Below are 13,706 nucleotides of genomic sequence, written 5' to 3'. Positions count from 1 at the left end.
CCGACGGAAGGCCGCCGCTCACGGCGGCCTCCCGTCAGGCGTGGTAGGGCTGGGTCAGGCGACGGCGGTGGCCAGGAGGCCGGCGAGAACGCCGCCGATGATCGGGCCGACGACCGGCACCCAGGCGTAGTTCCAGTCGCTCGAGCCCTTGCCCTTGATCGGGAGGATGGCGTGAGCGATGCGCGGGGCGAGGTCACGTGCAGGGTTGATGGCGTAGCCGGTGGGACCACCGAGGCTCATGCCGATACCGACCACGAGGAGCGCGACGGCGAGCGGGCCGAGCTCGTGCGGCGAGTTGCCGAACTGGAGGATGACGAACACGAGCACGAACGTGCCGAGGGCCTCCGTGACGACGTTCCAGCCGTGGGAACGGATCGCCGGGCCGGTCGAGAACACCGCGAGCTTCGAGCCAGAGTCGGCGTCCGGGTCGTCGAAGTGCTTCTTGTACGCGAGGTACGCGAGGACCGCACCGATGAAGGCGCCGATCATCTCACCGGCGAGGTAGACGAGGGTGCTCGTGAGGTTGACGGGAACGCCGTCGACGTAGTTGTCCTGGCCGTTCGCGATGATGCCGAACGTGACGGCGGGGTTGAGGTGTGCGCCAGACTTCCATGCGGCCCACACGCCGGCGTAGACGGCGAGGCCCCATCCGAAGGTGATGACGACCCATCCCGCGTTGAAGCCCTTGTTCTTGGGGAGGACGACGTTGGCTACGACTCCGGCTCCGAGGAGGATCAGGAGCGCAGTGCCGATCACCTCGGAGACGAAGATGTCGGTCAGTGTCATGGTGTGCCCGCTTTCGTTGACTTCGTTGTCGTGGAAACCCGTCCGCCCCTCGCGGACGGGCCGGACCGCCCGAGGGCGGCCGGTCGGGGCTGGCGGGCGCCGGCCCCGACCTGGACGCTCAGCGAGAGCTGAGCGTGGTCATCGGGCTGATGTCAGCCGCCTTGAGGCGGGTCTGCTCAGCGGTCGCGTCGTCGAGGTCGTGGGAGGCAGCCTCCTCGGCCTCGGCGCGCGCGGTGTAGGACGCGATCTCCGCGGCCTTGCGCTCGTCGTCCCACCCCAGGATCGGGGCGATGATGTCGACGATCTCGGGGACGGCACCCAGGCCACGGTCGCGCTCCTCGTAGACGAGGCGCGTGCGGTGGAGCATCACGTCCTCGAGGTGGAGGACACCCTCGTGGCTCGCGGCGTAGGAGATCTCGGCGCGGAGGTACGCGGGTGCGTGCTCGAGCGGCTTGGCGAGGCTCGGGTCTTCCTCGCACAGCGCGACGATGTCCGCGACGAGCGCGCCGTAGCGGTGGAAGAGATGGTCCAGCATCGCGTTCGACCAGCCGTACGTGGATGCGTGGGTGCGCGCCCAGTTGCGCTGGGCCTCGAGGCCGACGGCGCCGAGCAGCGGCGTCTTGGACGTCACCGACGGGAGCTGGCTCGCCTCCGCGCCGAGCGCGAAGTCGACAGCGTCCTCGGCCATGACCCGGTAGGTCGTGAGCTTGCCGCCCGCGATGACGGTGAGGCCCGGCTCGGGTGAGGCGACGGTGTGCTCACGCGACACCTTGGCCGACGACGTGCCCTCCTTGGTGCCCGGCTGCAGGAGCGGGCGCAGGCCCGCCCATGTGCCGATGATGTCGTCGCGGGTCAGCGGCTCCGCGAGGACGGCGTTCGCGTGGTCGAGGACGTAGTCGATGTCAGCGGCGGTCGCGACCGGGTGCGTGAGCTCCTGCTCCCACGGGGTGTCGGTCGTGCCGATGACCCAGTAGCGCGACCACGGGATCACGAAGAGGACGGACTTCTCGGTCTGGAGGATCAGGCCGACCTTGCCGCGGATGCGGTCCCGGGGGACGACGATGTGGATGCCCTTCGACGCGAGGACGCGCAGGCCGCCGGAGCCTCCGGCGAGCGCCTCGGTGTCCTCGGTCCAGACGCCGGTCGCGTTGATGACGTGGCGCGCCTTCGTGGTGATCTTCTCGCCGGTCTCGAGGTCCTGGAGGACGGCGCCGTCGATGCGGCCACGGGCGTTCTTCGTGAGCTCGACGACCTGGGTGCGGCTCGCGGCGTGGGCGCCGTAGCCCGCGGCGGTGCGCACGAGGGTCGAGACGAGGCGGGCGTCGTCGACGCTCGCGTCCCAGTACCGCAGCGCGCCGACGGCGGCGTCGTGGCGCAGGTCGGGGAAGAGACGCTCCATGCCCTTGCGGCTCAGGTGGCGGTGCCACGGCATGGCCCGCTTGCCCGGGGCGAGGGTGGCGAGACCGTCGTAGAGGGCGACGCCGGCACCGACGTAGGCGCGCTCCCAGACCTTGTGCTCGAGCGGGTAGAGGAACGACACGGGCTTGACCAGGTGCGGGGCCAGCTTGTTGATGAGGAGGTCGCGCTCGGTGAGCGCCTCCTTCACGAGGTGGAAGTCGAGCATCTGCAGGTAGCGCAGGCCGCCGTGCACAAGCTTCGACGAGCGGCTCGACGTGCCGGAGGCCCAGTCCTGGGCCTCGACGATGGCGGTGCTCAGGCCGCGGGTCACGGCGTCGAGGGCGATGCCGGCGCCGGTCACGCCGCCGCCGATGACCAGGACGTCGAGCGGGGTGGTGGCGCTCTGACGGAGCGCCTCGAGCGAGGCCTCGCGGGTGCTGGGGGTCAGACGGGTGGACGTGCCGGAGACTGACATTTCTGGCCTTTCGCCGGAGAGTGGTGCTGTTCCGGTCTCAACCAAACATCGGTAGAACATCCGCGCAACCGGACTGCACATATGTGCAAGGCTGGGACCTAGATCCCGGGTGCCAGGACCCCTCGGGACCTCGATGGAGGTGTCTACGTGGCAATTCGTTCAGACGAGCGCACGGCGCGGCACAACCGTGACCTCTACGCCGCGGCGTCGATGTACTACCTCCAGGACATGAAGATGGAGGCGATCGCGAAGCACCTCGGGACGTCCCGCTCGACCGTCTCCCGCATGATCCGAGACGCCCGCGACAGCGGCATCGTCGAGATCACGCTGCGCCCCACGCACTCCCGCGCCCCCGGCCTGACCCAGCGGCTGCGCGACGACTACGACATCGAGGCGTTCGTCGTCCCCGTCCCCGACTCGGGGGCCCAGGTCGACCGGCTCGACCAGGTCGCCCGCACGACCGCGCGCCTCATCACGTCGTGGTTCGACTCCGAGATGGTCCTCGCGATCGCCTGGGGCACGACCATCAACGCGATCTCCGGGCACCTGACGACCAAGCCCACCCGCGGCTCCGCCGTCGTGCAGCTCAACGGCGCCGCCAACACCCGCACCTCGGGCGTCGACTACGCGGGCGACCTCATCTCCGGCTTCGGGCGCGCCTTCGGCGCGCACGTCCACTACTTCCCGGTCCCCGCCTTCTTCGACTACGCCGAGACGCGCGACGCCATGTGGCGCGAGCGAAGCGTGCAGCGCGTCCTCGAGGTGCAGCGCCGCGCCGACATCGCCCTCTTCTCCGTCGGCGCCCTGCAGGGCGAGCTGCCGAGCCACGTCTACTCCGCCGGCTACCTCGAGCCCGACGACGTCGAGACCCTCGAGGCGGAAGGAGTCGTCGGCGACGTGTGCACCGTCTTCCTCCGCGCCGACGGCACCTACTCCGACATCGAGCTCAACGCGCGCGCGACCGGCCCCACACCAGCCCAGCTGCGTGCCGTGCCCCGACGCGTCTGCGCTGTCGCAGGCGACAACAAGGTCGTCCCGCTGCGCGCCGCCCTCCTCGCCGGAGCAGTCACCCACCTCGTCATCGACGAGCTCACCGCCCTGCGCCTCTTCGAGCTCGACGACGCCGAGCGCGCGGCCGCCGAGCGTGCCGCCCAGCTGCGCGGCAGCGCCGTGAGCGGGGCGTAACGTCCGGGTTCTGACCCTCCCCGGCCCGGACGTGCGCCCAGGAGTAGCGTTCCCGACGTGACCGACACGACCCGCGAGTTCACCGTCCGTCCGGCCCTGCCCACGGACGTCCGAGCCATCCGCGACCTGGTCGAGCCCTACGCGAACCGCCGCATCCTCATCGCCAAGGAGCAGGTCGCCTACTACGAGGCCGTCCAGGAGCTCGTCGTCGCCGTCGACCCCCACGGCGCGGTCGTCGGCTGCGGCGCCCTGCACGTCATGTGGGTCGACCTCGCCGAGATCCGCACCCTCGCCGTCGACCCCGGCTGGGTCGGCGCCGGTGTCGGGCACGCGATCCTCGACACCCTCCTCGACCGCGCCCGCTCCCTCGGGCTCGGGCGCGTCTTTTGCCTGACCTTCGAGGTCGACTTCTTCGCACGCCACGGCTTCGAGGAGATCGAGGGCACCGTGGTCTCGCCCGAGGTGTACGCCGAGCTCCTGCGCTCGCACGACGACGGCGTCGCCGAGTTCCTCGACCTCGCCCGCGTGAAGCCCAACACCCTCGGCAACACGAGGATGCTGCTGCACCTCTGAAGGGGGCGGCGCCCTGGGCGCACTCCCGCGACGGTCGCGTCGCGTGCGGTGCGGACGTGCCGCGCTCCGACCCGGCGGCCCGGTCCTCGTCCTATACGTGCGGACGTGCGGCGCACCGACCGGCGGGGTCAGCGGGGCAGTACGTAACCCTCGGCCGTCTGCTCCGCGAGGTGGTCCTCGACGAGAGCAGCGAGGGCCCGGTCAAGCTGCGCTGCGTCCGGCCACCCGATCGCCTCCCGCGGCACCGGCCCGTCCGCGGCACGCAGCGCCGCCATGACCCGGCCCCGGCACTGCCGGTCCGTCCCCGCCCAGGCCTGCGTACGACGTCGGGCAGCATGCTCGTCCGCCGGGAAGCCCGCGAGACGCCACACGCACAGGTCCGCGACCGGGCACTCGCCGCACCGCGGCGAGCGAGCCGTGCACACGAGCGCCCCGAGCTCCATCGACGCCGCCGCCCACCCCGCAGCCTCCGCGTCGTCCCCCGGGACGACCGCTTCCGCGCGACGCACCTCGCCGACCGTCTGGTGCGGGTGCGGCAGCGCGTCCCCGTCGAGGGCGCGCGCGAGCACGCGCCGCACGTTCGTGTCGAGCACGACGGCGCGACGCCCGAACGCGAACGCCGTCACCGCGCCCGCGGTGTACGCGCCCACGCCAGGCAGCGCGAGCAGCTCGTCGAAGCCCTGCGGCACCTCGCCGTCGTGCAGGTCCGTGATCGCCCGCGCGCAGTCCTGCAGCCGCAGCGCCCGCCTCGGGTAGCCGAGCCGGCCCCATGCGCGCAGCACGTCCGCCGTCGCCGCCGCCGCGAGGTCCGCCGGACGCGGCCACCGGTCCATCCACTCCCGCCACACCGGCTCGACCCGCACGACGGGCGTCTGCTGGAGCATCACCTCGCTCACGAGCACGCCCCAAGGCGTGCGGTCCGGCGCACGCCACGGCAGGTCACGGGCCGCGTCCGCGAACCACGTGCAGACGCGCTCGCGGAGCAGGGCGGGGGACGGAGGCACGACGACGATTCTGCGCGACGAGGCGCGCGTTGCCCACCTCGCGCGCCGTGCGGCGCGCCTCGCGGCGCGGCGGCCCCGCGGTTCGTAGCGTGGGAGGGAGAACCGCCGACGACGTCGAGCTAGTGAAGGAGGTGCCGTGAGCTCCGTGATCCGGCCCGTGGGACCGCTGCCCCCGCGCGTCTACTGGGTGCGCCGCCTCGTGCTGATCGGCGTCGTGGTCGTCGTGGTCGCGCTCGTCGCGGCCCTCGTCTCCAAGGTCGCCGGGGCCGGTGAGCAGCCCGCCACGAAGCCGACCGCGACCGTCGGGGCGGACGAACCGAAGGGGTCTGACGGCAAGGACGGCAAGGGGTCGGGCGACAAGGACACGTCCAAGGACGACAAGGCGGCTGACAAGGACGGCGACCAGAAGAACGAGGGCACGAAGGACGAGGCAGGCGCCGAGTCCACGGCCGCCGGCTCCGGCGACATCCCCGCCTGTGCCAAGGAGGACGTCACGATCGGTCTGTCCGCCGACGGCGAGACGTTCAAGGGCCGCAACGTGAAGTTTGCGCTCGAGGTCACCAACACGAGCGACCGGTCCTGCCTGATCGACGTCACCGACAAGACGCGTGAGCTCGTGATCGTCTCCGGGCCTGCGCGAGTGTGGGGCAGCGCCGACTGCGTCGACCCCGAGCCGCGCATGCTGCTGCTCGCGGCCGGTCAGGCGGACTCGTCGTCGCTCACGTGGAAGCGGGTGCGCTCAGAGCCTGGGTGCCCGACGAAGGGCGTCGAGGCGAAGCCCGGCACCTACCGCGCGACGGCGAGCATCCTCGGCAAGAAGTCCAAGGAGCTCGTGATCGTCCTCTCGTGACGGCCGGGCGCACCGCGAACAGCAGCTCGCGCTCGTCGCCGAGGTAGGCCCTTGCACGCGAGGTAGGGCCGTGCACGGGCCTACGACGCGTGGACGCCCCTACCTCGCGGGGAAACCCCTACCTCGCGGGAGGACTTCTACGTCGCGGGGCGAGCCGGGCGGCGCGAGCAGCAGGTCGCGTCCGTCGCCGAGGTAGGGCCATGGACGTGAGGTAGGGCCGTGCAAGGCCCTACGACGCGTGGACGCCCCTACCTCGCGGGGAAACCCCTACCTCGCGGGGAGGGCCCTACTTCGCGTGGACGGCCCTACTTCGCGAGGATGAGGCCCCGACCTCGGCGGGGAGGGCCCGCGTGGTGGGCGGGGACGCCGTCGTGGCGGGACGGGAGGACCGCAGCGGTGCGGCTCCGGGGAGCGTCAGACGTAGCGCTCGAGGATGCTCGACTCGGCGAGACGCGACAGGCCCTCACGGATCGCGCGGGCGCGCTGCTCGCCGACACCCTCGACGCTCATGAGCTCCTCGATCGTCGCGGCGAGCATGCGCTGCAGGCCGCCGAAGTGCACGACGAGCCGCTCGACGATCGCACCCGGCAGGCGCGGGACCTTCGACAGGAGGCGGTACCCGTGCGGGGCGACTGCGGCGTCGAGCGCCTCGCCCCCACCCGGCAGGCCGAGCACCCGCCCGATCTGCGACAGGTCCAGCAGCTGGGTTGAGTCGAGCTCGCCGAGCTCGGCGAGGACGTCGGCCGACGTGCGGTCCTTGCGGGACAGCTCGACGTAGTCCCGGATGACGGCGTCCCGGTCGGAGCCGAGGCCGCCGATGAGCTCGTCGAGCTGCAGGGAGAGCAGTCGACCGTCGGTGCCGAGCTCGATGACGTAGCCGGCGATCTCCTCGGAGATGCGTCCGACCATCTCGAGACGCTGGACGACCGCGCACACGTCGCGGACCGTCACCAGGTCCTCGATCTCGAGCGCTGAGAGCGTGCCGGACACCTCGTCGAGGCGGGCGCGGTAGCGCTCGAGCGTCGCGAGCGCCTGGTTCGCACGGGACTGGATCGCCTCGGTGTCCTCGATGACGTGGCGGGAGCCGCCCGAGTAGACGGCGACGATGCGCATCGACTGGCTCACCGAGATCACCGGGAAGCCGGTCTGCTTGGCGACGCGCTCGGCCGTGCGGTGACGCGTGCCGGACTCGGACGTCGAGATCGTCGGGTCGGGGAGGAGCTGGACGGCGGCGCGCACGATGCGCGAGGCGTGCCGGTCGAGGACGATCGCGCCGTCCATCTTCGCGAGCTCGCGCAGGCGGGTCGCGGAGAACTCGACGTCGAGCTCGAAGCCGCCGGAGCAGATCTCGTCGACGACGGAGTCCATGCCCATGACGATCAGCGCGCCGGTACGCCCACGCAGGATGCGTTCGAGGCCGTCCCGGAGCTCGGTGCCGGGCGCGACGGCCGCAAGGGTGTCACGAAGCTGGTCGTCCAGGTGGGCAGAGTACGGAGGCACGAGGCCGATCCTAGCCGTCGGGCGCTTCTCAGCGGCAGCGTTCAGCGGTTCGCCGCGCCGGTGCGTTCGTCGGCCGGGCCGAGCGCGAGCTCGGCTGCCTGCGCGACGTGCACGGCGGGCAGGACCGTCATGCCGGCGGGTACCTGGTCGAGCGCGTCGAACGACGCTTGCGGGACGATCGCCCGCCGCAGCCCGAGGCGCGCGGCCTCGGCGAGACGCCGCCCGAGCGCGGACACGGGCCGCAGGTCTCCCGAGAGACCGACCTCGCCGATCGCGACGGTGCCGCGGGAGACCGGGCGGTGGCTCACGGCGCTCGCGGCAGCGAGCGCGATCGCGAGGTCCGCGGACGGCTCGACGACGCGCAGGCCGCCGATCGTCGAGATGTACATGTCGAGCTGTTCGGCGCGCAGCCCCGCGAACCGGTGCATGACCGCGAGGATCATCGCGACACGGCTCGAGTCGATCCCGTTCGTCGTGCGGCGCGGGTTAGCGAGCGTCGTCGGGACGGCGAGCGACTGCACCTCGAGGGGCAGCGGGCGGCGCCCCTCGAGGGTCACGGTCACGCACGTGCCGGGCGTCTCGGCGACCGTGTGGGACAGGAACAGCCCGCTCGGGTCGGCGAGGCCCACGATGCCCGTCTCGGTGAGCTCGAAGCAGCCGACCTCGTCCGTCGCGCCGTAGCGGTTCTTGACCGCCCGGACCATGCGCAGGCTCGAGTGCCGGTCGCCCTCGAACTGGCAGACGACGTCGACGAGGTGCTCGAGCGTGCGAGGACCCGCGACGGAGCCGTCCTTCGTCACGTGGCCCACCAGGAGGACCGGCATGTCGCGGCCCTTCGCGGCCGCGATGATCGCCCCCGCGACCTCCTTGACCTGTGCGACACCGCCCGGGCCGCCCTCGACCTGCGCGGACGCGATCGTCTGCACCGAGTCGAGCACGAGCAGGTACGGGTCGGTCGCCTCGATGTGGCCGAGCACCGTGCCCAGGTCCGTCTCGGCGGCGAGCAGCAGGTTCGGGTCGAGCGCGCCGATGCGCTCGGCGCGCAGACGCACCTGCCCCGCGGACTCCTCGCCCGTGACGTACAGGACGGTGCGGCCGCTCGCCGCCGCGATCGACGCGACGTCGAGCAGCAGGGTCGACTTGCCGACGCCCGGCTCGCCCGCGAGCAGCACGACCGCTCCCGGCACGAGACCCCCTCCGAGGACGCGGTCGAGCTCCGCGACGCCCGTCGGCACCGCGCGCGCCGCGTCGACGGGGATCTGGTCGATCGGCCGCGCGGGCGTGCGCGCAGGCGACGTCGCCGCCGTGCGCGGCCCCGCCGTCGGCCCCGCGCTCTCCGAGACCGTGCCCCACTCCTGGCACTCGCCGCACCGGCCGACCCACTTGCTCGTCGTCCAGCCGCACTCGCTGCACGCGAACGCGGGGCGCGACGGGCGCGCGGAGGTGCGGGTGGCGGCGGGAGGCGTCATGGGCGACACGGTATCCGGCCCCACCGACACGTCCTCGTCCGTGGACGTGCGGACGCGCCGCGCACGGTCGCCGTAGGTTAGGAGGATCGACGGAAGGACGTGAGATGACTGAGCAGACCGAGCCCACCGGGGCCCCTGAGCCGGCAGAGGCGAGGAGCAGCGCGCAGGGCGCGACGCCCGAGCATGCCCAGCAGCGCCCGCGGCGCCGCGGGCTCGTCCTGGGGATCGTCGGCGCGGTCGTCCTCGTGGCCGCCGGTGTCACCGCCGCCGTCCTCGCGACGCGGGAGCCGACGGCGCCCGTGACGCCGCCCGCCGTGACGATCACCAACCCCGTCCCGACCCCGGCGGCGACGCCCGTCGAGCGAGAGGAGTCGACCCCGCTCGCCGCAGCCCTCCCGGACACGGTCCTCCAGTGGGCGTACGCCGGTATCGAGGAGGAGAAGGGTCAGCGCGGCGCTCTCGAGACGTACCGCGTGACGTATGTCGACGGCGCGGGCGGCAAGGTCGCGCTGCACGTGACCCAGCTGCGCGACGCCGAGGCGGCGGCGTCCGTCGCCGCGGGCCTCGCGGACGCGTTCGCCGCGCTCAACCCGGACGCGACGACGACGACGCTGCCCGTGACGATCGGCGGCGAGGCGAAGGGCGAGGCGACGATCCGCACGCTCCCCTCGGCGTCGGGCGCCGCGACGTGGGTCAACGGGACCGTCGTGCTGCACGCGGAGGGTCCGGCCGACGAGATCGAGGACTTCTTCCGCGCGTTCCCGCTGTGAGGCTTGCCCGGTGAGATAGTTGTCGCACGCGCGGCCAGGGGCCGCGGCTGACCGACAGGGGAGCACGACATGGCGCTGGACGAGGTGGCTGCGCGTCCTGGTGCGTCTCGCGCGCCCTCGATGGCGGACGTCGCCGAGCGCGCCGGTGTGTCCCACCAGACGGTCTCCCGCGTGCTCAACGACCACCCGAACGTGCGCCCGGAGACCCGGGCGCGCGTCCTCGACGCTATCGACGAGCTCGGTTACCGCCGCAACAGCGCGGCGCGCGCGCTCGCGACGAACAGGTCGGGGATCTTCGGCGTCGTCTCGACGGGCTCCGCGCTGTACGGCCCGTCGTCGACGTCGATCGGTATCGAGGTCGCGGCGCGCGAGGCGGGCTACTACGTGTCGGTCGCGACCGTGACGCGCTTCGACCCGTCGTCGATGCGGCAGGTCGTGGACCACTTCCTCGGTCAGGGCGTCGAGGGCATCATCATGATCGCCCCGCAGGTCGACGCGACCCGGGCGGTCGTGAGCCTCGCGGCTCCCGTCCCGGTCGTGATGATCTCGTCGACGGGCATCCGTGAGGGCATGCCCGGGCACGGGATGATCCGTTCCGTGAGCGTGGACCAGGTCGCGGGCGCGACGGCGGTCACGGAGTACCTCATCGGTCTCGGTCACGAGCAGGTCGTGCACCTTGCTGGCCCGCAGGACTGGTTCGACGCGCGGGCGCGCGTCGCGGGCTGGCGGGCCGCTGTCGAGCGGGCAGGTCTTGCGATGGAGGACCCGCTGCCGGGCGACTGGACGGCGGAGCGCGGGTACTCGGCGGGGCGTCGGATGGTCCGCGAGGGGCTGCCGACGGCGGTGTTCGCGGCGAACGACCAGCTGGCGCTCGGGATGCTGCGCGCGTTCTGGGAGGCGGGCGTCCGTGTCCCGGAGGACGTGTCGGTCGCGGGCTTCGACGACGCGACGGGTGCGGCGCACTTCATCCCGCCGCTGACGACGGTGCGGCAGGACTTCCAGGCGCTCGGGCGCCTGGCGATCGACGCGATGCGCACGATGCTCGCGGGTCGGGAGCCGGTCGTGACGCCGCTCGTGCCGACGCTTCAGGTGCGGTCGAGCACGGCGCCGCCGCGCTCCTGAGGGCGGGCCTGCGGGCGGGAACCGCGGCAGGGCGCGGCTGCGCGGCAGTCGGACGCGATCGAACAAAGGGGGTTGCTCACGCCGGATTGTTAGCGCTAACATGATCCTGCGTCGCACCCCGGGCCCCGTCCCGGACGCCGACGCTCCTCGCACCAACGGCGGTGCGAGCACCGGGACGCAACCCGTCCCGGGAGGTACGCGAGAGGACGCCGACGATGGCGGAAGCTGCTCAGGGCGCGACCCTCCTCCGGGACGGTCGCGCGGTGCTCGGCATCGAGCTCGGCTCGACGCGGATCAAGGCAGTCCTGGTCGGACCTGCCCACGAGCCGCTCGCCCAAGGAGCCCACGCCTGGGAGAACCAGCTCGTCGATGGTGTGTGGACCTACTCCCTCGAGGACGTCGAGACCGGTGTCCAGGCCGCCGTCGCCGCGCTGCTCGACGACGCCGAGCAGCGTCATGGGGTCCGCCCCGACATGTTCGCCGCCCTCGGCGTCTCCGCGATGATGCACGGCTACATCGCGCTCGACGCGGACGACCGGCTCCTCGTCCCGTTCCGCACGTGGCGCAACACCTCGACCGGGGCCGCCTCCGCGCTCCTCACCGAGGCGATCGACTTCAACATGCCGCTGCGCTGGTCCGTCAGCCACCTCGTCCAGGCCGTGCTCGACGCCGAGCCGCACGTCCCCCAGGTCGCGTCGCTCAACACGCTCGCCGGCTGGGTCCACCACCGGCTCACGGGCCGCCGGGTCCTCGGCGTCGGCGATGCGTCCGGCATGTTCCCGATCGACCCGACGACCGGCGGGTACGACGCCGAGCGCCTCGCCGTCGTCGACAGGCTGCTCGCCGAGCGCGGCTTCGGCACGCCGCTCGCCGACCTGCTGCCCACCCCGCTGGCTGCCGGCGCCGACGCCGGCAGCCTCACCGAGGCGGGGGCCCGCTTCCTCGACCCCACGGGCACGCTCCGCCCTGGTGCGCTCGTCGCGCCGCCCGAGGGCGACGCCGGGACGGGCATGGTCGCGACCGGCGCCGTCCGCCCGCGCACCGGCAACGTCTCCGCGGGCACCTCGATCTTCGCGATGGTCGTCCTCGAGGGCCCACTGCGCAGCGTCCACGAGGAGCTCGACGTCGTCACGACCCCCGCGGGCGACCTCGTCGCGATGGTGCACTGCAACAACGGCGCGAGCGAGCTCGGCGCGTGGGCCGAGGTCTTCGGCGAGCTCGCCGCCGCGCTCGGCGCGCCCGCGTCGCAGGACGAGGTGTTCGCCGCGCTCCTGACCGCCGCGCTCGACGCCGATGCCGACGCGGGCGGCGTCTACGCGTACAACCAGCTCTCCGGCGAGCCGATCGCCGGCCTCGACGAGGGCCGTCCGCTCGTCGTCCGCACACCCGGCAGCCGGCTCACCCTCGCCAACCTCGCGCGTGCCCAGGTCTACGGCGTGTTCGCGACGCTGAGCCTCGGGCTGCGGGTCCTCGCGGACGAGGGCGTGTCGATCGACTCGCTCCAGGCGCACGGCGGCATGTTCCGGACGGCCGGCGTCTCGCAGCGGATGCTCGCCGCCGCCGTCGGCGTCCCTGTGAGCGTGAGCGACACGGCTGGCGAGGGGGGCGCCTGGGGGATGGCGGTCCTCGCCTCCTACCGCCTCGACCCGCGCGGGCTCACCCTCGCGGACTTCCTCGACGAGCACGTGCGTGCGACCTCGACCACGGTCGCGACCCCCGACGCCGACGACGTCGCTGGGTACGCGCACTACCTCGAGGGTTACGAGCAAGGGCTGGCAGCCGTACGGACGGCCGCCGAGGTGCTCCGGTGAGCGCCGGGGCGGGACGAGCAGAGGGACGGACGATGGTGACGTTGGACGAGATGAGCGCCGAGGTTCGCGCGGAGGTCGCGCGCGTCCGCGACCTGGTCGCGCGGCTGCACGCCGAGCTGCCCCGCTGGGACCTGGTCGTGTGGACCGCGGGCAACGTGTCGCAGCGCGTGCGCGTGCACGACGGCGAGGACCTGTTCGTCATCAAGCCCTCGGGCGTGACGTACGACGAGCTGACCCCGGAGTCGATGGTCGTGTGCACGCTCGACGGCGAGCTCGTCGACGGGACGCGCGCGCCGTCGTCGGACACCGCGGCGCACGCGTACGTGTACCGGCACATGCCGGAGGTCGGCGGAGTGGTGCACACGCACTCGACCTATGCGACCGCCTGGGCGGCGCGGGGCGAGGAGATCCCGTGCGTGCTGACGATGATGGCCGACGAGTTCGGCGGACCGGTCCCGATCGGCCCGTTCGCGCTCATCGGTGACGACTCGATCGGGCGTGGGATCGTCGAGACGCTCACGGGCTCGCGCAGCCCGGCCGTGCTCATGCGCAACCACGGGCCGTTCACGATCGGCAAGGACGCGACGACGGCGGTCAAGGCGGCGGTCATGGTCGAGGAGGTCGCGCGGACGATCCATGTCGCGCGGCAGCTCGGCGAGCCGGTGCCGATCGACCAGAACGCGATCGACAGCCTCTACGCCCGGTACCAGAACGTGTACGGCCAGCCCGCACCGGCGCAGCGCTGACCCGCCCCCACGACGCG

12 protein-coding genes are annotated in these 13,706 nt (G+C 72.7%); 7 read left to right on the top strand and 5 right to left on the bottom strand.

Annotated elements, in window-relative coordinates; translation table 11 throughout:
- Positions 1–54: 54 nt before the first annotated feature.
- Positions 55–786: an MIP/aquaporin family protein gene (locus tag ATL41_RS06265; RefSeq protein ID WP_098457707.1), complete on the bottom strand. Its 732-nt coding sequence runs from the start codon at positions 784–786 to the stop codon at positions 55–57.
- 118 nt (positions 787–904) lie between these two features.
- Complete coding sequence (locus tag ATL41_RS06260; RefSeq protein WP_098457706.1) at positions 905–2,659, bottom strand: glycerol-3-phosphate dehydrogenase/oxidase; 1,755 nt, start codon at positions 2,657–2,659, stop codon at positions 905–907.
- Between the two features lie 210 nt (positions 2,660–2,869).
- On the opposite strand from ATL41_RS06260, the gene ATL41_RS06255 reads away from it, so the two are divergent.
- A complete protein-coding gene (locus ATL41_RS06255; RefSeq protein WP_098458961.1) occupies positions 2,870–3,844 on the top strand; it encodes a sugar-binding transcriptional regulator in 975 nt (324 codons plus the stop codon).
- A gap of 57 nt (positions 3,845–3,901) precedes the next feature.
- Positions 3,902–4,417, top strand: a complete 516-nt coding sequence (locus tag ATL41_RS06250; protein ID WP_098457705.1) for an amino-acid N-acetyltransferase — start codon at positions 3,902–3,904, stop codon at positions 4,415–4,417.
- 128 nt (positions 4,418–4,545) lie between these two features.
- Here ATL41_RS06250 and ATL41_RS06245 read toward each other — a convergent pair whose 3' ends face one another.
- Positions 4,546–5,421 (bottom strand): HhH-GPD family protein, encoded by an 876-nt coding sequence (locus tag ATL41_RS06245; protein ID WP_245854662.1) that lies wholly within the window; start codon positions 5,419–5,421, stop codon positions 4,546–4,548.
- A 136-nt stretch (positions 5,422–5,557) separates the two neighbouring features.
- Here ATL41_RS06245 and ATL41_RS06240 point away from each other — a divergent pair, with 136 nt between their 5' ends.
- Positions 5,558–6,271: a hypothetical protein gene (locus ATL41_RS06240; protein ID WP_098457704.1), complete on the top strand. Its 714-nt coding sequence runs from the start codon at positions 5,558–5,560 to the stop codon at positions 6,269–6,271.
- A 414-nt stretch (positions 6,272–6,685) separates the two neighbouring features.
- Here ATL41_RS06240 and disA read toward each other — a convergent pair whose 3' ends face one another.
- Positions 6,686–7,771, bottom strand: coding sequence for a DNA integrity scanning diadenylate cyclase DisA (gene disA, locus ATL41_RS06235; RefSeq protein ID WP_098457703.1), 1,086 nt, complete (start codon positions 7,769–7,771; stop codon positions 6,686–6,688).
- A gap of 41 nt (positions 7,772–7,812) precedes the next feature.
- Complete coding sequence (radA, locus tag ATL41_RS06230; RefSeq protein ID WP_098457702.1) at positions 7,813–9,240, bottom strand: DNA repair protein RadA; 1,428 nt, start codon at positions 9,238–9,240, stop codon at positions 7,813–7,815.
- Positions 9,241–9,344: 104 nt separating this feature from the next.
- Here radA and ATL41_RS06225 point away from each other — a divergent pair, with 104 nt between their 5' ends.
- From ATL41_RS06225 to ATL41_RS06210, 4 genes are all read left to right on the top strand, one after another.
- Positions 9,345–10,010 (top strand): hypothetical protein, encoded by a 666-nt coding sequence (locus ATL41_RS06225; protein WP_098457701.1) that lies wholly within the window; start codon positions 9,345–9,347, stop codon positions 10,008–10,010.
- 69 nt (positions 10,011–10,079) lie between these two features.
- Positions 10,080–11,132, top strand: coding sequence for a LacI family DNA-binding transcriptional regulator (locus tag ATL41_RS06220; RefSeq protein ID WP_245854660.1), 1,053 nt, complete (start codon positions 10,080–10,082; stop codon positions 11,130–11,132).
- A gap of 215 nt (positions 11,133–11,347) precedes the next feature.
- On the top strand, positions 11,348–12,943 hold the full coding sequence (locus ATL41_RS06215; RefSeq protein WP_098457699.1) for an FGGY-family carbohydrate kinase: 1,596 nt from the start codon (positions 11,348–11,350) through the stop codon (positions 12,941–12,943).
- A 32-nt stretch (positions 12,944–12,975) separates the two neighbouring features.
- Positions 12,976–13,689: an L-ribulose-5-phosphate 4-epimerase gene (locus ATL41_RS06210; RefSeq protein ID WP_098457698.1), complete on the top strand. Its 714-nt coding sequence runs from the start codon at positions 12,976–12,978 to the stop codon at positions 13,687–13,689.
- Positions 13,690–13,706: the final 17 nt, after the last annotated feature.

The sequence above is a fragment of the Flavimobilis soli genome, assembly GCF_002564025.1.
GTDB lineage: Bacteria > Actinomycetota > Actinomycetes > Actinomycetales > Cellulomonadaceae > Flavimobilis > Flavimobilis soli.
This window is presented reverse-complemented; position numbering and strand designations above follow the sequence as displayed.

Excerpts from the sequence above, each read along its gene's own strand:
- ATL41_RS06265 (WP_098457707.1), bottom strand. The coding sequence starts at position 786 with ATGACACTGACCGACATCTTCGTCTCCGAGGTGATCGGCACTGCGCTC.
- ATL41_RS06260 (WP_098457706.1), bottom strand. The coding sequence starts at position 2,659 with ATGTCAGTCTCCGGCACGTCCACCCGTCTGACCCCCAGCACCCGCGAG.
- ATL41_RS06255 (WP_098458961.1), top strand. The coding sequence starts at position 2,870 with ATGTACTACCTCCAGGACATGAAGATGGAGGCGATCGCGAAGCACCTC.
- radA (WP_098457702.1), bottom strand. The coding sequence starts at position 9,240 with ATGACGCCTCCCGCCGCCACCCGCACCTCCGCGCGCCCGTCGCGCCCC.
- ATL41_RS06225 (WP_098457701.1), top strand. The coding sequence starts at position 9,345 with ATGACTGAGCAGACCGAGCCCACCGGGGCCCCTGAGCCGGCAGAGGCG.
- ATL41_RS06220 (WP_245854660.1), top strand. The coding sequence starts at position 10,080 with ATGGCGCTGGACGAGGTGGCTGCGCGTCCTGGTGCGTCTCGCGCGCCC.
- ATL41_RS06215 (WP_098457699.1), top strand. The coding sequence starts at position 11,348 with ATGGCGGAAGCTGCTCAGGGCGCGACCCTCCTCCGGGACGGTCGCGCG.
- ATL41_RS06210 (WP_098457698.1), top strand. The coding sequence starts at position 12,976 with ATGGTGACGTTGGACGAGATGAGCGCCGAGGTTCGCGCGGAGGTCGCG.